This is a genomic window from Vibrio sp. 2132-1, assembly GCF_033344315.1.
This window is the reverse complement of sequence record NZ_JAWPON010000005.1, coordinates 46,278-67,884: the sequence shown is the minus strand read 5'-3', so window position 1 is coordinate 67,884 and position 21,607 is coordinate 46,278. Positions and strand designations below refer to the sequence as shown.

Below are 21,607 nucleotides of genomic sequence, written 5' to 3'. Positions count from 1 at the left end.
GTTTAGTTGTTATAAAGCCAACGGATGGAAATAAGAACAAATATTATTTCTATTTGCAATATTAATTTTATGCTCTATATTTATTTACCCTAAAAACACAACTAACAACAAAAAAAAACCAAATATCATAACAATAAATACTAAAACTTCTGCCCTCCGTCTCGAGAGAGGCACATTGGAAGACGACCGTGAGCGACTTTATCAACGTTAGAAGAAAATGTTAGAAAATTAGGAAAGCTCATGAAATCTACGATGATTATCGTAAGTCATGTCGTTAACGATGCAGTCACTCACGGCTTTGTGCCTGCAGCTAAAGCGATGGACCTTCACGTCGTTCTTATCACCGACCATAAGCTCAGCCATTTAGAGTTGGCGAGTCATGATAGTCACTTTAATCCGGATACCATTCTAGAATGTGATGTCTTCAACCCATTAGAACTCATCGAAACCATCACGGAGCATGAATTAAAGCCAGACGCTATTTTCAGCAATAGTGATCACTTACAAACTTCCACCGCCATCTGCGCGCAATTTTTTGGCCTCCCATCCAAAGATTGGTCTGTCACGTTAAAGGCCAAAAACAAACACTTAACTCGACAAGTGTTAAATGAAAAATCCTTACCCAACACACAAAGCTGTTTGCTGCATCGCCATTCGAATGTGGCATTAGGCATGGCCTTCCCTGTCGTAGCAAAACCCAAAGAAGGCGTGGCGAGTTTAGATGTACAGCGCTGTGACTCCCAAAGCGAGCTCGATGCTTACTCCGAGGCGTTTTGGCAAAAGCACCCAAACGCCGCCATTCTGGTGGAGCAGTTTCTTCAAGGACCGTTGGTTACGCTCGAAACTTTAGGAGACGGTAACCAACTTATCGCCGTGGGCGGTTTTGATGTGTCGCTCTCTGAGCCGCCTTACTTTATCGAAACCGCCGCAGACTGGAACGGACCAAACGGCATTGCTCACCGAGAAGCTTGCTTGGCTCAACTTAAAGCGTTCGGCGTTGGTTTTGGAGTTTGCCACAGCGAATTTATCATTACAGAAAATGGCCCGGTTCTGGTGGAAATTAACTACCGCAGTATTGGAGATGGCCGCGAATTCTTGCTCAACAATCTCGCTCACTTCGGTTGGTTTAGCACAATTTTGGGTCTGCATTTGGGCCGAAGATTGGCCGGCGATTACCAAATTCATGGGTCAGCGCACGTGCACTATGTGGTTGCGGAGCACAGTGGTGTGATTGACGGAGGTTCGACGTCGTTCATCCAACACGATGACGATATCATCACCCAGCAACAGGTACTAAAAACCGCTGGAGAACACTTCCAACAGAGTTATTCCAATAAGGATTATCTCGCCCGAATTTCGATTGTCTCACCATCAGGGCGAAACCTCGACCAAGCGCTGCAGAACGCGCTTAGCAATTTCGATCTAGCTCCGACTCGTGAGGTGGCAGCATGAACGACAACGCTTTGTATCTAACGCAACGATTGATCGACACTTGCTTACGCGAAGACATGTTTGGCATTTTGTCAAAAGCCAAGTTCAGTAGCGACGCGCCAAAAGAGGGAATTGTTCCTCAAGGCGAGCAAGTCTGGCTGATATTTGCCAACTCTGATTTCACGTTGTATTTACCCGTTGCGCCAACGTATTACATGCAGCACTGGCGCTACGGTCACGCCAATGACGAAACACCACAAGGTTGGTGGGTGGAGAAAAATGGCCAAGTCGAACATCAACAACATTACAAAGAGTGGATTGCACTACTAACGACACTGGCGCATGACAGCTCTCACGAATTGTTGGCGGGATACCTTCAAGAACTAGAATGTGCAGAGCAACACAAAGCGCTGTGTGACCAAGCGTTTCATCATCACGCAGACCACATTTCTCAACCAATATCCGAGCTTGGTTCTTGGCATCAAAAACTGCTGCTAGCCGACCAGATCGCTTCTTACCTTGACCATCCGTACTATCCAACTGCGCGGGCGAAGTTTGGTCTGAGCGATGAAGACCTTGCTAAGTACGCGCCCGAGTTTGCACCAAGCTTTGCTCTGCATTGGATTGCGATTGAAAAATCACTGGTGACATTAACCAGCGAACAACCTGATTGCTGGCCAACCATGGAGCAAGTTGGGCTTCCTGCTGATTTTGCACTGAGCCACGTACTGTTCCCTGCGCATCCGCTCACCCTGCGATCTTTAGAAGCCTTACCCGAAGGTATGATAGAAGCGCCTTTAACGTATCTAGACGTGACGCCGACGCTTTCCGTTCGTACGGTGGTCGTCAACGACGCACCGCACATTCACATCAAAGTTCCGCTGATCATGCGATCGCTAGGCACGAAAAACATTCGCTTAATCAAGCCTTCAACACTGTATGACGGCCACTGGTTTGAACGCCTACTCAGCCACCTTGAACAAACGGACGCAGACTTAAACAGTCGCTTGTTCCATTGCAACGAAAAACACGGTGGACACGTCGGCGAGGATAAAACCTTCGCGTACATCGTACGTGAGTACCCACTTATTCATTGCGAAGACAAAGCGCTAGTTCCGGTTGCCGCACTGGCAAGCCCAATGCCTGACGACCGCTTGTTCTTAGAACACTTGGCAGAGCAGTACTATCAACAAGATACGCTGGCGTGGTTCAAAGATTACGTCGACCTATTATGCCAAGTACACCTTACCTTGTGGCTTCGTTATGGCATTGCATTGGAGTCCAACCAGCAAAACGCCATCATTGCATTTGATCAACAGGGCAAAATGACGCTCGCGATGAAAGACAACGACGCAGCGCGAATTTGGCCAGAGCGCTTCCACTTTGCAACAGAGCATGCTGCCCAAAAACACGGCGCAAAACTACTTCCAGTGGATTGCGATGAACTGCTCGATCAACGCATCAAAGTCGACAATGAATTGGCGCTCGGTCAGATGTTTACCACCATCACATTACAACTGGATATCGCAGCGATTGTAGAAGCCATGGCAGCGAAGGGCATTGCCTCTTCAGCATCGCTTTACGCCATCGTGGCCAAAAGCATTTCAGAACAACTCAACCGATTAGAAGGCGAAGGGTTAGAGACGAAACTGGCACGCGAGTTACTGCAAGAGGCGCCTGATTTGTACGCCAAGTACTTGTTGAGCTCTGGCAGTTTGCTCTCGAAAGAAGCCTCCGGCGCGAGCGACATCAATAAGTTCTATGGTTTGTCGGCCCCGAACTTCTTACTGCTTTCTAGCGAAGAAGCGCAACGCGCCTACATAGAAGCCATCAAAAAAAGCGTACGTTAACGATTATGACCAAACTCATCTACAGTGTGTTGTTGTGCCACTTTATCGCTGCGTTTGCCGCGTTAGGTATGCCGCTATTTCTACCCGTCGTGTTGCCAACGTTAGGCGCAAGCATTGATGCGGACTGGGCAGGGGTATTGTTTATCCTACCTACGTTTTGTACTGCGTTGGCGGCGCGATTTTGGGGCAACTTTGCCGATCGCTACGGTCGCCGCCGCTCACTCTTGCGTGCACAACTTGGCCTTGCAGCAGGGTTTGCGCTGTGCGGCTTGGCAGACAACCTCGCCATGTTTGTGTTTGGTCTTATTGTTCAAGGAACCTTTGGCGGCACCATGGCCGCCTCGAACAGCTACTTATCTAGTCAAATTAAAGAAGCCAAAACACTCGGCAAGTCACTCAATAAAACCCAACTATCTGCTCGCTTGGCGCTGATCGTTGCGCCCATTGGGCTCGGCTGGAGCTTGTCAGAGACCAACCCGCTCAACGCGTATCTTTGGTTATGCGTTTTGCCTTTAATTGCTATGGGCATCACGCTAACACTGCCTGCGGATAAACCTGCCGAACGAAACCTCGAAAAGCCAAACTCAGAATCTCAGCAAGAAAAACCGGTTGCACAGAAAAACGCAATGCATGCCATTCGTTGGATCTTCTTTGCTCAGTTCGGGTTTGCGTTTTCCATGGTGGTGACCTTTCCTTATTTCTCGCCGTTTGTGCAGCAATATGGCATCACTCACCACGCATGGATCGGTTTTTTGTACGCACTGCCGCATGGCATCTATCTGTTGCTGGCAGGCAAAATCCACGTGTTGTCAGATGGGCTGAATCGCCATCAACCGCTGCGCACGTTGTGGCTCGGGTTTGCATTGCTTGCCGTGAGCTCTGCCTTGCATTTGATTGCGTCCGAAACCGCACTCATTGCTGCGAGAATTGTCTTCGGCATCGCGATGGTGTGTTGCTATCACGGATTGCATCAGCATCTTGCGAGCCATCTGGATCGCAAACTCAGTGGCAAAGTATTTTCTCGCTTTGATGCCATGTCCAAATGGGGTGGCGTGGCAGCGGGATTTTGCGCTTCTTTCATTTCTAGCTTGGGGCTACTTGAGGTTCCTTTCCTACTTTCTGCGATAGTCAGCGTAATCACCTTGATCGCGCTGGTTCTCCATTCAAAATTTGGAAATCAACATGTTACAAACTCAATCCTCTCAGACTAGCGAGTTGCGCGCGCATGATGTGCAGCTCAATCGGGAGAAGGCCCAACTCAACACGATTATGGGTGTTCTTAATTGTTACTTACGTGAATTTGCGCTACCGAATCAACAAGTGGAATGGCACTACCAATCGACATCGCTACCCCAAACGTTAAAACGCAACTATTCCGCCAAGCAGCGGGTAGCCGTTTATCTTTCTCAACAAAATGGCGTGCTGGTTTTGCCGATTCACTACGCGAGCAAACTGGGCAAAATCAAATTGGCAGAACTGCCATGGGCGAAAATGCCGGGATCTGGTTGGGCGAAATTGGATGCCACGCAAACTCTTACGCTTTTGCTTAACTATCTCAAGCAGGTATTGGCGATCCCATTTAACCATGAGCTGATCGAACAACTGGAAAATAGCGTGCTGGTTACCGAGCAGTTTCTCAACGTCGCGCCCAAATCGCATCACAACGAGTTTATCGCTTCGGAACAGTCTCTGATTTGGGGGCATACTTTCCATCCGACCCCAAAAAGTCGTTCGGGCGTCACCATGGATGATCTCTTGGCGTTTTCTCCAGAAGTCGGCGCGCAAGTCCCGCTGTACTGGTTTGAAGTGGATACGTCCTTACTTGATGTGCTGAGTTCCGACGGAGAAGCTAACCCTGCTCAGCACATGCTACAACAGCTCGCGCCACAACACGCCACCAGCAATGGGAAGACCCTCTACCCTTGTCATCCTTGGGAAAGCTACACCATTTTGAGCAACCCAAGCGTGAAGCGTGCCATTGAACAAGGCAAGATCACGCCACTGGGTTTAGGTGGTGAAAAGATGCAGCCGACCTCTTCAGTTCGTACCCTCTACCACCCAGATATGGATTGGTTTGCGAAATTCTCCATCAACGTACGATTAACCAATTGCGTGCGCAAAAACGCGTGGTACGAACTCGACAGCGCCGTGCAGCTCACGTCGATTCTCAAACCAATTCGAGAAAACGAACAGCTGCACAACCCCGTATTTAAAGTGATGACAGAGCCTTACGCCACCACATTGAATCTAGAAAGTGTCGCTGAGCGTAATTGGGATGACAACACCAAAGCGCGCGAATCGTTTGGGATTTTGTATCGCGAAAATTTCTCGCTGAGCGAAGTCGATATCTTAAAACCAACCCTCGCTGGCGCTCTGTTTGCTTACGACAAAAACGGCAACAGTTGCATTGCTCAACGCCTTAAAAACAAAGCGCGTACTACGCAAAATCGCTATTCCGACATCGCGACACTGTGGCTTGAGCGCTATTTGCATTGCCTAATTCCGGGCGTGTTTAATTACTACTTCAAACACGGGGTGGCGTTTGAGCCGCATTTGCAAAACACCTTGATTGGCTTTGAGCAAGAGATGCCGTGTTGTGTTTGGATTCGTGATTTGGAAGGCACTAAATTACTGCCAGAGTTCTGGCCAGCAGAAACATTAACTGATTTGTCTGAACGCGCGCGACAATCGGTTTACTACAGTCGCGAACAAGGCTGGAATCGCATCGGATACTGCACCTTTATCAACAACATCAGCGAAGCGATTTTCTTCATCGCAGAAGGTGATGAGCCACTAGAGCAAACGCTATGGAATGCGGTGCAAAGTGCCATTGTGCGTTGGCAATCAGTGAATGGAAAACAGCCGGAACTAGAAGCGTTGCTGAATGGCGGTCACTTCCCGAGCAAAAATAATTTCACCACGCGTTTGATGCAAAAAGCCGATAAGGAGTCGGGCTATACCCAAGTCGCCACGCCTTGGCAGCAACACGAAAAAGGAGCGCAACATGTCTAATTCCCTCTCTCTACCGACACGCGTTAGCCAACAAGTTCACACACTCGCACAGCAGCAAAGTCAACCCTTGTGCGCATACGTGTATGACCTAAGCGCCTTAGAAGAACACATCAAACAACTGCGTCACGTTTTGCCGAGAAATGTCGAGCTATTTTACGCAGCCAAAGCCAATCCATCGGGCCCGATTCTTAAAACGCTCGCGCCGTATGTCGATGGTTTTGAAGCGGCATCTGGCGGGGAGTTGACACACCTCCACCAGCAACAACTCGATAAGCCATTGATCTTCGGTGGCCCCGGAAAAATGCTAAGTGAATTGCAACAAGCGATTGAGCTTGATGTTGATGCAATTCATGTCGAAAGCCTCACCGAGCTACAACGCATTGGAGCACTAACCGAGCGCCTCAACCGTCCTGCTTCGATCTTTTTGCGTATGAACATCGATATTGGCGACATCACGCTCAGCAAGTTGGCGATGGGTGGCAAGCCGACTCCATTTGGCTTGGACGAGTCCGAGCTGAGTAATGCTTTGATGTTGCTGCGCGATTTCCCGCAAGTGTCACTCAAAGGCTTCCATTTTCACTTGATGTCGCATCAGCTCGATGTTGAACGTCACTTAGCGTTAATGCAGCGCTATTTCCAAGTCGTGAAAACGTGGCAGCAGGAGTTCGAACTCAGTGAGCTGATGATCAACTTGGGCGGCGGCATGGGGATTAACTACCAAAACCCTGAGCAACACTTTCCGTGGATGGAGTTTTGCGACAAGTTGGAATTCCTCATCGCCAAAGAGCAAGTGCAAGACTGGACACTGCGTTTTGAATGCGGACGTTTCATCACGGCGGCATGCGGTTATTACGTGATGGAAGTACTGGATATTAAGCAAAATCTTGGCGAAAACTTTGTCATCGCGCGCGGAGGAACTCACCACTTCCGCACGCCAGCGGCGCAGAGCCATGATCATCCATTCGTCATCCTGAAAAGCGAGCAACACCATGAGATTTCTCATCCAATTCAGCATGCACAAGCGACCTTTGTCGGCCAGCTTTGTACGCCCAAAGATGTGCTGGCACGCAATCAACACGTCGCCCACGTCGATATTGGTGATTACGTTGTGTTTACCTTAGCGGGCGCCTATGCGTGGAACATCTCCCATCAAAACTTCTTGATGCATGAACCGCCGATCTTCCACTATTTTTAAACGGCATACTTCGCTTTACTCAGCCCCAATCATTGGGGCTTTTTTATTCCACTCGGCACAAATTAATTGCCATTAACCGCTTTGCGAAATAGCAATAATGCGTTTTATCAGCTCGTCGGGTTCCATCTTGGGATTGCGGTAAAAACGGAAGATTTCCGAGTTTATCGCTTGCTGAGCAACCGGATTGACCGCCATTGAATCAATCATACTCGGCACAGCGAGGTTGTGTTTAACGCCGTAGTGAAAGTCTTGATATGACTGGACCTGACACGGATTAAAATCGCTGATGTCGATATCGGTACGCACCGGAATCGAGCCTTTTACCTTATTGAACTTAGCTTGAAACTCGACGTCTGCCAGCGCGCTTGCGGTTTGCTGAGCCGCCTCGGCAGAAAACGACTTGCTCGACATAAACACCAAGCTGTCCATGTTGTAGAGGAATACACCATCGCTGTCCGGCGTTGGGTAACAGCCGACCTCTTGCGGAACCGAGACTTGATTGACGAGCAGCTCACCTAATATCCAATCACCGCCGATTTGAAACAGTGCTTGACCGTCGGCTAGCGCTTGGGTCGCCGTATCCCACTTACTGTCGGGCAATTGGTTGTCGATCAACAAACTGAGGCGACGAAATTGCGTCAGTGCTTGGCGCAGGGTGTCGCTGTCGATGCTATCTCGCTCAAGTTTAACCATCGCATTGGTGTAGAACTCAACGCCGCCAGTGGAGATCACTAAGTTCTCGAAAAGTTGGGCGACTTGCCACGGCTGCTCACCGACCGCGATCGGTACAATGCCATTTTGCTTAGCAAGCTCCATGGCAGCGAACATCTCTTGCCAGTTTTTCGGCGCGGACAGATTCAGTTGTTTAAGCAGTTTGTGGTTGACCCACAACCAGTTCAAACGGTGCAGCGTAAGTGGCAGGGCGATATAGCCGTTTTGTGTTTTATTGATTTCAATAGACAGCGGGTAGAGCACCTCGTCCCAGCGCTGCTCATCCGCTACCGTGTTGACGTTGTGCAAAATACCGATGGCATCCCACGCCTTAATACTTGGCCCTTCTATTTGCGCGAAGCTCGGTGGATTGCCCGCCAGCGCGCGAGCTTGCAGTACCGTCATTGCGCTGTCGCCACCACCGCCTAGCACCGGGCTTTGCAGCAGCTCAATATCGTGCCGTTTTAGCTGAGCTTTGAGTGTTTGCAGCGCTTGCTGTTCGCCGTCAGAAGTCCACCAATGTAAAAACTCTACCCCTTGTGGCGACTCAGCGTGAGCGACGCAAGGGGCGAGCAACAGTGGGAACAAGAATGCCAGTTTGTTCATAGTCAGTCTCTCGGGAAAGTCAGCGTGGCGCAGAGGCCGCCAAACTGAGAATGGCTCAGCAACAAGTTGCCGCCATGAGCCTTTGCAATACTCTGTGAAATGGTTAACCCCAGCCCACTGCCTTCTTTATCGTTGCTAGCGCGGAAGTATGGCTGGCAGAGCTTTTCAAGTAATAAATCGTCAACGCCGCCACCGTGATCTTCAATTTCAATCTGGATCGACTCTGGGCTTTCACTCAGCGTAATGTCCGCTTGATGGCCGTATTTGAGCGCGTTATCGACCAGATTCTGAATGCAGCGCTTAATCGCTAACGGTTTACCAGCAAAGTGGGTGCGGATTTCACCGTGGATGCGAATTGTGTCCGGCGCATCGGCGATATTGGAGGAAATGTGCTGAATCAGTTGGGTGAAATTGATCGGCTCGATTTCCTCGTGGATATCGGTCTCTTTAATGCATTGCAATGCGCCTTTGACCATCAAATCTAGGTCGTTACTCAGGCGGATAAAGCGTTCTCGGTCGGCGTCGTCATCCAGCATTTCCGCTCGCAGTTTTAGGCAGGCAATCGGCGTTTTCAGATCGTGGGAGATGGCGCTGAACAGCATCTCGCGGTCTTTAATGTGGCTGTCGATGCGTCGATTCATTTTGTTAAACGCACGTACCGCCGCTTTCAGTTCGTTACTGCCGCGCTCAGAAACTTCGGGCACGTCTAATCGGCTCGACATCAGGGTTGCGGCTTTTGCCAGCTCTCGAATTGGTTGAATTTCTTTGCGAACGATAAACCAGGTACACAGCAACAGCATTAGCGCGGACAGCAATAGCGTCAGCCATTGGCGCAGCTCAAAATAGTTAGTCTCTAGGTTGATGTAAGGCGCGGGTAGCACCGCCGCGAGATAAAACCATTCGTTCTGCGCGACTTCGACCTGCATCACCAGAATGGGTGGATTGAGGTCACCAAACGAAAGCGAATAATGCGCCCACAATAGTGGCAGTTCATCGATAGGTAGCTCGTTGTTGAACACTTTGAGTTTGTCGCGCTGGGTGAACTCCACCTCGATATTAGGAATGCCGCTCAGCTCGCTTTCTAATACCTCACGAACTTGGTTGATGACCAGCGTTTTGCGCTCGCTCTCTGGCAGCGGGTCGACGTCAATCTGGTGATTGTTGAGTGAGACGAAAAAGCGCGTACCACCCATGTTGCGTAGTTGATTGAGCACCAAGTGGCGATATTCCGAAGGGAGGGTTTGAAAGAAGGCGATGGTAGAAGAAGCGCTCAGTGCTAAGCTTTTGACTGTGGTGGTCAGGCCCTCTTTATCGCGTTCGCTGGCGTGTTGATACCAGATAATTCCGGATAATACCTGCGCCAGAATGATCACCAGCAACAAGAACACACTGGTGCGAACGACCAGTGATCCCGTCCAGCGTTTAATTCTCATAATGCACGTCCGTGGTCAGCATGTAGCCTTTATTGCGCACTGTTAGGATCAGCGAACGGTCTTTATCTTCAAGGTGATGACGCAAGCGGCTGATCTGCACGTCAATGCCGCGTTCAAACGGGTCGGCATCGCGTCCCCAGATCTCGCGCGCAATGTCATCGCGAGACAATATTGATTGCGCGTGGTTGACGAACAAACCGAGCAGCGACAAATCCGCGCCACTAAGTTGCTTAACCTCGCGGCTAGCAACGTGGGTCAGTTGCCGGGTTACGGTATCTAATAACCAATCGTCAAAACGCACTTTACGCGTCAGTTTGCTATTGGCGGTCGTTTGGCTGCGTCTCAGAATCGTTTTGATGCGCGCGAGCAGTTCACGCGGACTGAATGATTTGGTGATGTAGTCGTCAGCGCCCATTTCTAGTCCTGCGACTCGGTCGGCTTCTTCAGTGACTGCGGTCAGCATGATGATCGGGATATCGGAGTTTTTGCGCAGTTTCTGGCACAGGGTAAAGCCGTCTTCACCGGGCATCATAATATCGAGGATGATTAAATCAGGATGGTGATCGTTGAGCAGTTGCCACATCGCGCCGCCGTTTTCCGCGCAAAGCACTTCAAACCCAGCGCGACCAAGGTAATCCGACAACGCTTCGCGAAGGTCGAGGTTGTCATCGACGACCAGTATCTGCTTGTTTTCCATCCTACTTTCCCTGTGTCCGTCCCTGAGTTTGGCGCTGGCCAATATGATGCATTCTTAAACGCACATTCACAATCGAGCCGATTACAATTTTCACTTCTCGGTGTAAGAGATTTGTAAGCGACCACTTACAAACTGATTGCCTTTTGTAACCTTAGGCGCCGCCTTGCTCGCTATGATCATCCTGACCTTACGTGAAACAACATGACCTGAAGGAATCAGGTCCTACAACACTGGCATTCGTCAGGAGGAAACCATGTTTGCAAGTATATTTGGACAACTACAAAAAATAGGGCGGTCGTTGATGCTGCCTGTGGCGGTGTTACCAGTGGCTGGCTTGATGCTGGGTATTGGTAACGCGGGTTTTGCGTTTATTCCAGACGCGGTCAACAAAGTGATGCTCGCCGCCGGTGAAGGCGTGTTCGGCAACATGCAGTTGATGTTTGCGGTCGGTGTGGCGCTCGGGTTATCAAAAGGCAATGACGGTGCGGCTGCGCTCGCAGGCTTAGTTGGCCTAATTATTATGAACGCATCGCTCGGTATCGTGACTGGCCTGCGCGGCCTAGAAACTGACGCCACGATCATGGGCGTTGAGACGCTGCAAACCGGGGTGTTTGGCGGCATCTTTATCGGTGCGGTGGCGGCAATCATGTACAACCGCTTCTACAACATCAAACTGCCGGAATATTTGGGCTTCTTCGCGGGTAAGCGATTTGTGCCCATTGTCACCGGTCTATCGGCGATCGTCGTTGGTGCGATTCTCGCGTTTGCATGGCCACCTGTCGGACAACTTCTTGATGCATTCTCTCATTGGGCAGCGTACCAAAACCCTGTACTCGCGTGGGCGGTTTACGGCGCGGGCGAACGTTCACTACTCCCGGTTGGTTTGCACCACATCTGGAATGCGCCGTTCTTCTTTGAAGTCGGCAGCTATGTAGACCCAGAAACCGGCAAAGAGTTTACCGGTGAGCTCACTCGCTTCTTCGCGGGCGATAAAACCGCAGGTTATCTGTCTGGTGGCTTTATGTACTCCATGTGGGCGCTACCAGCAGCGGCATTGGCGATTTACCACTGCGCGTCTCCTGAGCGTAAGAAAATCGTCGGTGGTTTGATGATGTCTGCGGCGTTGACCTCTTGGTTAACTGGTATCACAGAGCCAATCGAATTTACCTTCCTATTCGTCGCGCCAGTGCTGTACGTGATCCATATTTTCCTAACTGGTATTGCGTTTGCGATCACCGCATTTTTGGAAATCAAACACAGTACTGACTTTGCGCACGGCGCGATCCAGTTCTTCCTTTACTACCCAATGTCGAGCAACGCGTGGATGTTCATCATCATCGGTCCAATCTGGGCGACGCTGTACTATGGCTTGTTCCGCTTCCTAATTGTGAAGTTGGATCTAAAAACGCCGGGTCGTGAAACCGACATTGCAGAAGTGAAGATTGCCGGACAGCCTGATGAAATTGCGGTGGATGTAGTCGCTGCATTGGGCGGCAAAGCCAATATTAAGTCAGTCGATGCGTGTATCACTCGTCTGCGTGTCTCGGTGAAAGACATCGCTAACGTTGATGTTGCTAAGCTAAAAGAACTTGGCGCGCGAGATGTGTTAGTGATTGGCGACAGTTTACAAGCGATTTTCGGTACGCAGTCTGACTCAATTAAGTCAGAAGTGCACAGCGTACTCGCCACCTCCTGATCTTACCTCCCCCAATCTAGGTAAGATTTGCCAACCTCCTTGTGAGGTTGGCTTTTTGTTTTCGGAGTAAAAAAAGCGAAGCCAATAACCAGCCCTACTTCGCCGCCGCGTTGGTTAAATTGCTCAGCACGCCGCTGATTTTGTTCAATACCTCGTCACAGCCTTCAATATGATGGCGCTGCTTTAAATACATCGGATCGTTGTAAGCTAACCACGTTTTACCTTCAGCATCTTCATACACCAACACTTTTTGGGGTAAATCGAGCGCCACCTCCTGCGCACAGATCATCAGTGGTGTGCCCACTTTAGGGTTCCCAAACACGATAACTTCAGTTGGTCGCAACGTCATATCGACTTTCACGGCGTTCTCTTGATGGTTAATGCGCGCAAAGACGTTCAACCCTTTTTCTTGCGCGATAGCGACAAATTTATCCGCCGTATCTTTTGCTGAATGCGTGCTCGCAACGGTTACCACACCCTCCCCAGCCAACGTACTCAATGACGCCAACGCCACTACCAACCCCATCATTACTTTTTTCATTTGTCGTCCCTTCCTCTCTCTGAGTAGAAAACTAAATATAGAAAAACCAAGTGTAGGAAAACTATAGAAGTCAGATTCCGCTATCGCGAATTGCACTCTACCCACTCAAGAGTCGACCGTGTAACACGGATTAATTGATTCAGATTAATAAAGCGTTAACTAGCTGAGCATCAAAAGCGTGAAATACGTAACATTTGCAGCCTATTTTAGTAAGAAAGAGAAAAGTAGTGACACGCGATCAATTTGAGTTATTGGCACCCGGTGGCGATTTAGATTCCATCAAAGCCGCCATTGCCGCTGGCGCCGATGCAATTTACTGTGGGCTCGACCGCTTTAATGCTCGTAACCGAGCGACTAACCTCACCTTAGATAACTTAAATGGCGTGTTAACGTTAGCCCACCAGCACAGCTGTAAGATTTTCCTAACGTTGAATGTGCTGATTTTAGAAAGTGAAATTCCGGCGATTGTTCGCTTACTCAGCCAACTGAACACCACCAAAATCGATGGCGTGATCGTGCAAGATCTCGGTCTGGCCTACATTCTCAAACATCACTTTCCCGATTTGGATGTGCACGCTTCAACGCAACTGAACACGCATAACGAAGGCCAGATCCTCTTTCTCAACCAGCTCACCGCAAGCCGAGTAAATCTATCTCGCGAACTTAACATCGATGAAATAAAACATCTGGCGCAATTTGGTCGCGAGCACAACGTAATGATGGAAGTGTTTGTCCACGGCTCATACTGCATCGGATTCTCCGGAATTTGCTATATCAGTTCCGCTCGCAATGGTGCATCAGGTAACCGTGGACGCTGCAGCCAACCTTGTCGCGAACAGTACGAAACGACCAAAACGGGCAACAACTACCCACTCAATATGAAAGACAACTCCGCCTTTGGGGACTTGGAAGCGCTTGCCGATGCTGGCGTGTATTCATTAAAAGTGGAAGGGCGAATCAAGAAATCGCACTACGTCTATACCGTGGTCGACAATTGGCGCCAGCAAATCGATCGCTTGTGCGAGGGTTTGGAACTCTCTGAAGACACCACAGAGTTATACACGGTGTTCAACCGTGATTTCTCCAACGCATTTTTGCAAGGTGATTTCGGCAAGGCGATGTACATCGACAACCCGCGCGACCATGCTGTAAAGCATTTTTCGAAGGTTTACCAATGCCAGTCTGCTGATGATGTACAAGCGGTGAAAAAGAAACTCTACGATGACAAAACCGCGATCATTGAGAAAGTGGCAGAGCAAACTAAGTCGTTCGATGTCACTTCAACACAAGTATCCGGCAGCAGCTTGAAAGGGTCGATTGATGTGCCAACTCTGCCAACGTTACCTCAACCAGAACCTCGCCAAGGTGCGCCAAAATTATCGGTTCTGATCTCGTCAGCACAAGAAGCCATGCTGTGCGAATACCACGACGTTGATGTTTACTATCAATTGCCAATGGGATTGTCTGGTGAACTGAGCGCGATGATTGAATTGTTCCAAGCCAACCCAATGCTCAAACCTTGGTTCCCAGCCATTTTGATTGGCGAAGACTACCACGCCGCGCGCGTATTTTTGGAAACCATCCAACCTGAGTTGTTGATCACCAACAACTCAGGTGTCGGCATGATCGCAAAAGAGCTCGGCTTAGGCTGGGTGGCAGGCCCACAACTGAACACGGTGAACTCATACGCGTTTAAATGCCTTCAAGACGAGTTCGCGGCAAGTGGCGCGTTTGTTTCTAACGAGCTGAATATGAAGCAGGTGCGTCACATAAAGCGTCCGAAAAACATGCGCAGCTTCTACAGCATTTATCACCCGAACACTCTACTCACGAGCCGCCAATGTTTGTTTCAACAAACCGAAGGATGCCGTAAGGTGAAGGTCAACAAAAGTTGTTTGAAACGCTGTGATAAACGCACGTCTATCATCAACTTAAAAGACAATCCTTACTTGGTGCAAAAACAAAAAGGCAGCCACAATTCAATCTACAGCGAGCACAACATCTTAAACCTGCAAGTGCTGCACGATCTGCCGCAATTGTTTACCGATGTGTTGATCGATCTGCGTGATATCCAGACCGAAACGAAAGTCTCAGCAAGCAAACCTGAGTTGATTGACGCGTTCTTAGCTCTACTTGAAGAACACAGCGAACAAACCGTCCAAACGCTGAATGCCATGATTCAACCAACAGCCAACGCGCAGTATTTAAAGGGGTTGTAGGAGTTACTTGAAAGTTAAACAACGCATCGACTCTCAACATATCTTGAACACACACAGTGCACTGACTACAATAGCGCACTTTTTACGGAATTTAGGTCACACAAAATGACAGACACAGCTAAACCAGCTCTACCAGATCGCCTAGCGGGTAACCCACGTAGCCCATTCTTCATCAAAGAATGCTTCGAGCACCAAATCGGTATTCGTATCAACGGCCAAGAGCGTACTGACGTAGAAGAATACTGCATCAGCGAAGGTTGGGTAAAAATTGCTTCTCCTAAAGCAAAAGACCGTTTCGGTAACCCAATGCTAATCAAGCTTAAAGGCGAAGTTGAAGCGTACTACGTGTAAGCTGACCACGCTGAATGTATTTGAAAGCTCGAGTTTGACTCGGGCTTTTTTAATGCCTGTCATATCCCTTCCTCATTTAATCTCTTCCCTCTTATTTTCAGTACAAAGTAGGGTCTGTTTATCTTTCGAGATTAAGTTTTGTTCGAGATAAAATCGTTTTAGGCGAGGCAAGGAGTGTGTAGCCTAGCATTCTAAGTAAATACTCCTTAACAAAGCATAGAACGATTTTAGCCGAACCCTTTGGGCAGCGTTTGTTGGTCATTTCTCCTGCGTTATCAGCTTTTTCATGTAGGCTAACTACACATCAAAGCTTCTGCCTTGCACAAACACCCAACAATTCGCTGCAAAAATCAGCTCGAAAGGTCAACAGACCCTAAACTCGATGTAAATCGCTGTTTTTATCTGATTGTTGTCTAAAGTTTCTAAAGAACGAACTGCAATAGCGATTGCCAAAAGAAACGACACCTTTTTAATACAGGGAGAGGAAATGGAAAGCCCACTTGTGACACTCAAACACGCCAGCAAAAGCTTTGTTGATGGTAAAGAGACACATCGCGTGTTGGAAGGCGTCGACTTCACGTTGAACACAGGAGCGAGTGTTGCGCTGACAGGCGCAAGTGGCAGCGGCAAAAGTACTTTACTCAATGTCATCGCTGGCTTTGAGCCACTTTCCGACGGCGAGTTGTGGTTAGATGGTGATAACACAGCGGCTTGGAAAGACCCACAATGGAGCCGATTTCGACACCAAAAACTCGGTGTTATCTTCCAGCAATTCAACCTATTAACGCCACTCAACGTGCAGCAAAACATCGCCTTCCCTCTGCATTTGAATCAACAGAAATGGAACGACTGGTGCGATTATTTGGTCGAGACTCTGAGCATCAGCCAACTGCTCGATAGACATGTTTCTGCCCTTTCCGGTGGTCAACAACAACGAGTCGCTATTGCGCGCGCCTTAGCACACAAACCTAAACTGCTACTTGCTGATGAACCCACAGGTAACCTCGACCAAAAAGCGGGGTTAGAAGTGATGAAGCTACTCAGTGAAATCACCACCCAAGGCAATACGGCAGTGCTGTTAGTCACCCACAGCCCTGAATGCGCTGAGTTTATGAAAACACGGCTGCGATTGGATAACAGTCAGCTACAGAACAGCCATCAAGTAAACAAACATGAGCTTCACCATGAAGCAAACTAAGCCATCAAACAACAGATTCACTCATACTCGACTCGCCCTGAATCTGTTTGCAGCGCACTATCGGCAGGCGCCACTGCAAGCCGCCGCGATTCTGATCGGTATCGTGTTGGCTGTGACCTTATTCGTTGCGGTGCAAGCCATCAACCTCAATGCCAAACGAAGTTATGCGGAATCTACCGAGCAGCTTAGCGCACAAGCTCAGAACTTAATTATTCCACCAGCAGGGCAAAACTATCTGCCCGAGTCTCTTTATTTCACCCTTAGACAAAACGGGCTCAGTGCAGCACTACCTGTAATCGAAGGGCGAGTGAGAGACGAACAAGGGCGTCGCTGGTCAGTGCAAGGTAGTGAGTTGATTGCCGCAATTTCCTCACGTTCGCGCTATTCGTCAGAAAACCAACAAAACGTGTCTTTGTTCGACAGTGCTTTACCTTTACCTGAGCTTTTGGCCGGTAAGCCGATCGTGATGATGAGCCAATCTCAACATCAAAACTTAGGGGAAGTAGAAACCCTAACTCTGGATGACATTCCAACCCAAGTGGTGGTGCTACCAGACGAATGGCAGTTAGGTAGCCGAATGTTGATGGACATTGGCTTTGCCCAGCAACTGCTCAATAAACAAGGGCAGCTCAGTTACATTGCAGTTTTCCATTCGGGTGATAAAGGGGATAAAGACACGCAGGCAAATTGGCAGAAGCTGATTAGCGATCAAGGGCAATGGATTTCCAATAACCAAAGTACAGACCTTGGTTCGCTGACCGACAGCTTTCACCTCAACCTCACCGCAATGAGCTTACTCGCGTTTTTAGTCGGGCTGTTCATCGCTTACAACGGCGTAAAGTACAGCTTGCTGAAACGCAATCGGCTGTTAGTGCAAATTCAACAAGCGGGTGTTGCGCCGAGCATTGTGTTCTCTGCGCTGTTAGTTGAACTCACTATTCTCGTTACCATCGGTGCTTCCCTCGGTTTTGTCTTGGGCATGCAGCTTAGCCATTGGTTGCACCCGACCGTGGCGCTGACATTAGAACAACTTTATGGCGCGACACTGCTGCCCGGCACTTGGCAGTGGCAATGGTGGGCGCAAGCCCTGCTGCTCACGTTAGCCGCCACCCTGTTGGCGTGTTGGCAGCACTTTAAACAGCGAGTGCGCCAGCCGCTCTCCTCTCATGGCGGATTTTATCAAGCACCTGAAGCTTCTAACGAAAACCAATTGTTCGTGATAGGTGCTGCGTTGACGACTCTTGCACTCGCAGGGTTATGGCTGAGTGAGCATCACCGCTTCACCATGGCGTGGCTCGGCGTGCTTGTGGTGTCGATTCCTTTGTACCTACCCAAAACACTCAGCGTGTTAGCCAATTGGTGTGAAAAGCGCACCAATTCCGGTTTGATGCAGTATCTGTTTGCTGAGCTGCGCGAGCTGATTTCTCCGCTTTCTCTCGCCATGATGGCGCTGCTACTCGCCGTTACTGCCAATATGGGGATGAACACGCTAGTTGGCAGCTTTGAATCCACCCTAAAACAGTGGTTAGAACAAAGGCTACACGCCGACATTTACGTCAGCCCTGCCCAAGGAGAAATCGCTGATGTAGAGCGAACATTAGGGCAGTTCGACAAGGTTGAGACCGTCTACAAGCAATACTACGTCGACGATAATCTGCAAGGCTTACCGATTTTGCTTGGCACCAAAGACAAAGACACCTTAGAGCAAACCATGGTGTTCAAATCGCATTTGGAGAACTTCTGGCCGCGCTTTTACCAAGGTGAGTTAGTCGCTATCAGTGAGCCAACCGCGGTCAAACTGGGTTTATCACTGGGTAGCGAGCTCACGCTTGATGCCGTTCCAAATAAGAACCTACTTGTGGGCGCGGTATTCCATGATTACGGCTCACCCAACGGTGAAGTCTTATTAGCACCAAAGTTATGGCAAGAGAGCGGGTTTACCGACCTGCCAACAAGCCTCGGCATTAAAGTCTCGGGTGACCCACAAATCGTCTACGAGCAACTGCGCGAGCAATTGAATCTGCATCCAAGTCAGCTCTACGATCAGGCGCAAATCAAATCCATCGCGTTGGATATATTCTCGCAGACCTTCGCCATTACGCGTGCGCTCAACGGCGTGACGTTGATGGTCGCGGTGATTGGCTTGTTCAGTGCTTGTTTCATGTTACTCGACGCGCGTAAAGCCGCTATTGCAAGGCTGTATGCACTTGGCGTCAGCCGTCGTAAATTAATGACCATGGTGGTCGGACAGATCGTCGCTTTAGTCAGTTTTACGCTGGTTATTGCCCTACCTTTAGGAGCCATGGTGGGATATGTGCTGACAGATATTGTCACCTTGCGCGCTTTTGGTTGGAGCTTAAATTATCTGTGGAATTGGAGTGATGCGCTGAGCATTGCGGCAATCACCATCTTGGTGGCAGTGATCGCAACCTTGATTCCGCTGTGGCGATTGGTCAGTAAGCCTGTCGTATCCAGTTTGCAAAGCGAGGTGTTGTGATGGTTCGATTGGCAAGCAAGCTTACTCTACTCATAAGCAGCTTATTCCTATTCGGTTGTGAAGATGCCCAACAAAAAAATATGGGCACGCAAAATATGGGCACGTTGCTGGGCAGTGGAGATACACAAAGCGAGAGCAACTTATTCACACCCGTAGAAAAAGGGATTGAACTCACCTTCCCTGCAGACCATCAAGCACACCCAAACTTTCGTCATGAATGGTGGTACTTAACCGCTAACTTAATTGATGAAGATGGCACTCCACTTGGCGTCCAGTGGACACAGTTTCGCTTTGCTGCTGCGCCGCCAACGGGCGAAGATGACGTGAAGAAAACCGAATGGCAAGCTCAACAAATCTACATGGCGCACAGCGCAGTGACGACCGCAGACAAACACTACGCCGATGAAAAATGGTCGCGCGATCAAGCCTCTCTCGCTGGCGTCGACACTTCACCATTTCGGGTTTATCTCGATGATTGGCAGTGGACTTCTTCAACCACCGATCTCTTCCCTGCCACATTGAATGCAAACTCCGAACAGTTTGGCTATTCGCTCACTCTTACCAGCAGCGCACCGTATCAAAAACAAGGAGAGCAAGGGTACAGCACCAAAAGCGCCGATGGTCAGGTGGCTTCGTATTACTACAGCCAACCGTTTATTGATGTCTCCGGTGAAGTCACGATCGACAGCAAAACCCATCAAGTGTCGGGCAAAGGCTGGATAGACCGAGAGTGGAGCTCGCAATTCTTACTCGACTCACAACAAGGCTGGGACTGGTTTGCCCTAAGATTGAGTGACGACACCAGCTTGGTGGTGTTCCAGTTGCGGGATTCCAAAACCGGTCAAGCCAGTTACTCCAGCGCAAGGCTGATGCAGCAAGATGGGGCTGGCATCGCCATTTCTCAAAAAGACATTCAGTTAAAGGCGACCAAGCAAACAGAAATCCAAGGGCGAAAGTATCCAACCCAGTGGCAGGTGTCGATTCCTAAGCAGCAAATCGAGCTTACCGTTTCTGCACTCAACCCGAACGCGAAAATGCCGCTTTCTGTGCTTTATTGGGAAGGCCCAGTACGTATTGAGGGCTCTCATTCTGGGACAGGTTATATGGAGCTAACAGGGTATTGAAATATTGCGCGGGAGCCCCAATTATTCTGCTAGAACAAATACTGGCAACCAAGTCATACACTGATTGAAAGGAAATATGATGAACCCAATTATCGCCTTGCTGAAAGAGAACAACATCAGCGATGAACAGATCAACGAAATCTTCCAGACTCTGACGCAAAACCCGCTCGCAGCAATGGCAACCATCAGCCAACTAGGTTTGCCACAAGACAAGCTACAAATGCTGATGGCGCAAGTGATGCAAAACCCTGCGCTAATCAAAGAAGCCGTAGACGAGTTGGGATTGGATTTCTCAAAGGTTGAAGAAGCAAAAGAGAAGCTTCAAAGCCAAAACCAAGGCAACTAAGTCTTAGCCATTTAGCGCTGAATATAGAAAAGGCCGTTAACCCGAGCATGTGGGTTAACGGCCTTTTTTGTTGGCTACGTTGTTGTTAGCTACTTTTTTGTCAGCTAATTATTAGCGATTTAAAGACGCGAATTGTTCTGCGGTCATACCGTAGTAAAGCTTGTCGTCAAAGCCTTGCTCTAGTTTGTAGTAGTCTTTCTGACGGCCTTCTTGAGTAAAACCATTTTTCTCTAACGTCTTGTAAGAACCAACATTAGAAGCGTAGCAATCGGCACTGACTTTATGGGCGTTTAGCTCAGTAAAGCCAATCTCGGTCATCATTTGGCAAGCGCGAGTCGCAACGCCTTTGCCCCATGCGTAAGTAGGTAATTGATAACCTACTTCGTAGTTGCCAGTTAAGAACATCACTGCGGTCACCGCACACATTCCCATGTACTGACTTTGCTGGTCACGAATCACGAACGTTGGGCTATCTGGCCAGACACTGTCTCTAATCGCTTGTGCTGTATTTTCAATAATAGGGCCAAAGAAACCTTCATACAGGCTGTTGTCAGCAGGTGCGAAGAACAGATACTGATTGACCTTATCGTCGTTCAACATCTCGAAAATATCTTGTAGATCAGAGCCTTGAATCAGTTGGATCGTCAAAGATTCATTAAATGGGATGGCTTCGCCTTGTTTTAGTTTTTGATATGACATG

The 21,607-nt window shown here is 49.1% G+C and carries 17 protein-coding genes; 12 read left to right on the top strand and 5 right to left on the bottom strand.

Annotated elements, in window-relative coordinates; translation table 11 throughout:
• Positions 1 to 240: 240 nt before the first annotated feature.
• The 5 genes from R8N47_RS06725 to R8N47_RS06705 are packed head-to-tail and all read left to right on the top strand — an operon-like array spanning position 241 to position 7,488.
• Positions 241 to 1,452 carry an ATP-grasp domain-containing protein gene (locus tag R8N47_RS06725; RefSeq protein WP_053307985.1) on the top strand — a complete coding sequence of 404 codons (1,212 nt, stop codon included), beginning with the start codon at positions 241 to 243 and terminating at the stop codon, positions 1,450 to 1,452.
• Complete coding sequence (locus R8N47_RS06720) at positions 1,449 to 3,281, top strand: IucA/IucC family protein (protein WP_064369566.1); 1,833 nt, start codon at positions 1,449 to 1,451, stop codon at positions 3,279 to 3,281. Before R8N47_RS06725 ends, R8N47_RS06720 begins: the two co-directional genes overlap by 4 nt.
• A gap of 5 nt (positions 3,282 to 3,286) precedes the next feature.
• Positions 3,287 to 4,492 (top strand): MFS transporter, encoded by a 1,206-nt coding sequence (locus tag R8N47_RS06715; RefSeq protein WP_064354993.1) that lies wholly within the window; start codon positions 3,287 to 3,289, stop codon positions 4,490 to 4,492.
• Positions 4,464 to 6,293, top strand: coding sequence for an IucA/IucC family protein (locus R8N47_RS06710; RefSeq protein ID WP_064354994.1), 1,830 nt, complete (start codon positions 4,464 to 4,466; stop codon positions 6,291 to 6,293). The genes R8N47_RS06715 and R8N47_RS06710 overlap by 29 nt, the downstream gene beginning before the upstream one ends.
• Complete coding sequence (locus R8N47_RS06705; RefSeq protein ID WP_064354995.1) at positions 6,286 to 7,488, top strand: type III PLP-dependent enzyme; 1,203 nt, start codon at positions 6,286 to 6,288, stop codon at positions 7,486 to 7,488. Before R8N47_RS06710 ends, R8N47_RS06705 begins: the two co-directional genes overlap by 8 nt.
• A gap of 72 nt (positions 7,489 to 7,560) precedes the next feature.
• Here the strand turns inward: R8N47_RS06705 and R8N47_RS06700 are convergent, their stop codons facing one another.
• Genes R8N47_RS06700 through R8N47_RS06690 form a run of 3 tightly spaced genes read right to left on the bottom strand, consistent with a single transcriptional unit; the run spans position 7,561 to position 10,935 of the window.
• A complete protein-coding gene (locus R8N47_RS06700; protein WP_064354996.1) occupies positions 7,561 to 8,805 on the bottom strand; it encodes an ABC transporter substrate-binding protein in 1,245 nt (414 codons plus the stop codon).
• A gap of 2 nt (positions 8,806 to 8,807) precedes the next feature.
• Complete coding sequence (locus R8N47_RS06695) at positions 8,808 to 10,238, bottom strand: ATP-binding protein (protein ID WP_064354997.1); 1,431 nt, start codon at positions 10,236 to 10,238, stop codon at positions 8,808 to 8,810.
• A complete protein-coding gene (locus R8N47_RS06690) occupies positions 10,228 to 10,935 on the bottom strand; it encodes a response regulator (protein WP_029804119.1) in 708 nt (235 codons plus the stop codon). The genes R8N47_RS06695 and R8N47_RS06690 overlap by 11 nt, the downstream gene beginning before the upstream one ends.
• A 253-nt stretch (positions 10,936 to 11,188) precedes the next feature.
• On the opposite strand from R8N47_RS06690, the gene ptsG reads away from it, so the two are divergent.
• On the top strand, positions 11,189 to 12,631 hold the full coding sequence (ptsG, locus tag R8N47_RS06685; RefSeq protein ID WP_081248216.1) for a glucose-specific PTS transporter subunit IIBC: 1,443 nt from the start codon (positions 11,189 to 11,191) through the stop codon (positions 12,629 to 12,631).
• Between the two features lie 94 nt (positions 12,632 to 12,725).
• Here ptsG and R8N47_RS06680 read toward each other — a convergent pair whose 3' ends face one another.
• Complete coding sequence (locus tag R8N47_RS06680) at positions 12,726 to 13,172, bottom strand: DUF302 domain-containing protein (protein WP_213895989.1); 447 nt, start codon at positions 13,170 to 13,172, stop codon at positions 12,726 to 12,728.
• A 227-nt stretch (positions 13,173 to 13,399) separates the two neighbouring features.
• Here R8N47_RS06680 and R8N47_RS06675 point away from each other — a divergent pair, with 227 nt between their 5' ends.
• The 6 genes from R8N47_RS06675 to R8N47_RS06650 all read left to right on the top strand — a co-directional run bounded on the left by R8N47_RS06675 (position 13,400) and on the right by R8N47_RS06650 (position 20,907).
• Positions 13,400 to 15,391 carry a U32 family peptidase gene (locus R8N47_RS06675; RefSeq protein ID WP_064355000.1) on the top strand — a complete coding sequence of 664 codons (1,992 nt, stop codon included), beginning with the start codon at positions 13,400 to 13,402 and terminating at the stop codon, positions 15,389 to 15,391.
• A 105-nt stretch (positions 15,392 to 15,496) separates the two neighbouring features.
• Positions 15,497 to 15,742, top strand: a complete 246-nt coding sequence (locus R8N47_RS06670) for a DUF3297 family protein (protein WP_005374689.1) — start codon at positions 15,497 to 15,499, stop codon at positions 15,740 to 15,742.
• 487 nt (positions 15,743 to 16,229) lie between these two features.
• The gene (locus R8N47_RS06665) at positions 16,230 to 16,940 is read left to right on the top strand and encodes an ABC transporter ATP-binding protein (protein ID WP_064355001.1); all 711 of its coding nucleotides are present in this window, start codon (positions 16,230 to 16,232) and stop codon (positions 16,938 to 16,940) included.
• Complete coding sequence (locus R8N47_RS06660) at positions 16,927 to 19,437, top strand: ABC transporter permease (protein WP_064355002.1); 2,511 nt, start codon at positions 16,927 to 16,929, stop codon at positions 19,435 to 19,437. The genes R8N47_RS06665 and R8N47_RS06660 overlap by 14 nt, the downstream gene beginning before the upstream one ends.
• On the top strand, positions 19,437 to 20,561 hold the full coding sequence (locus tag R8N47_RS06655) for a lipocalin-like domain-containing protein (protein WP_064355003.1): 1,125 nt from the start codon (positions 19,437 to 19,439) through the stop codon (positions 20,559 to 20,561). The genes R8N47_RS06660 and R8N47_RS06655 overlap by 1 nt, the downstream gene beginning before the upstream one ends.
• Before the next feature lie 79 nt (positions 20,562 to 20,640).
• Positions 20,641 to 20,907 (top strand): DUF2999 family protein, encoded by a 267-nt coding sequence (locus R8N47_RS06650; protein WP_004746427.1) that lies wholly within the window; start codon positions 20,641 to 20,643, stop codon positions 20,905 to 20,907.
• A gap of 111 nt (positions 20,908 to 21,018) precedes the next feature.
• On the opposite strand, the gene R8N47_RS06645 is transcribed toward R8N47_RS06650, so the two are convergent.
• On the bottom strand, positions 21,019 to 21,606 hold the full coding sequence (locus R8N47_RS06645; protein ID WP_064355004.1) for a GNAT family N-acetyltransferase: 588 nt from the start codon (positions 21,604 to 21,606) through the stop codon (positions 21,019 to 21,021).
• Position 21,607 lies beyond the last annotated feature (1 nt).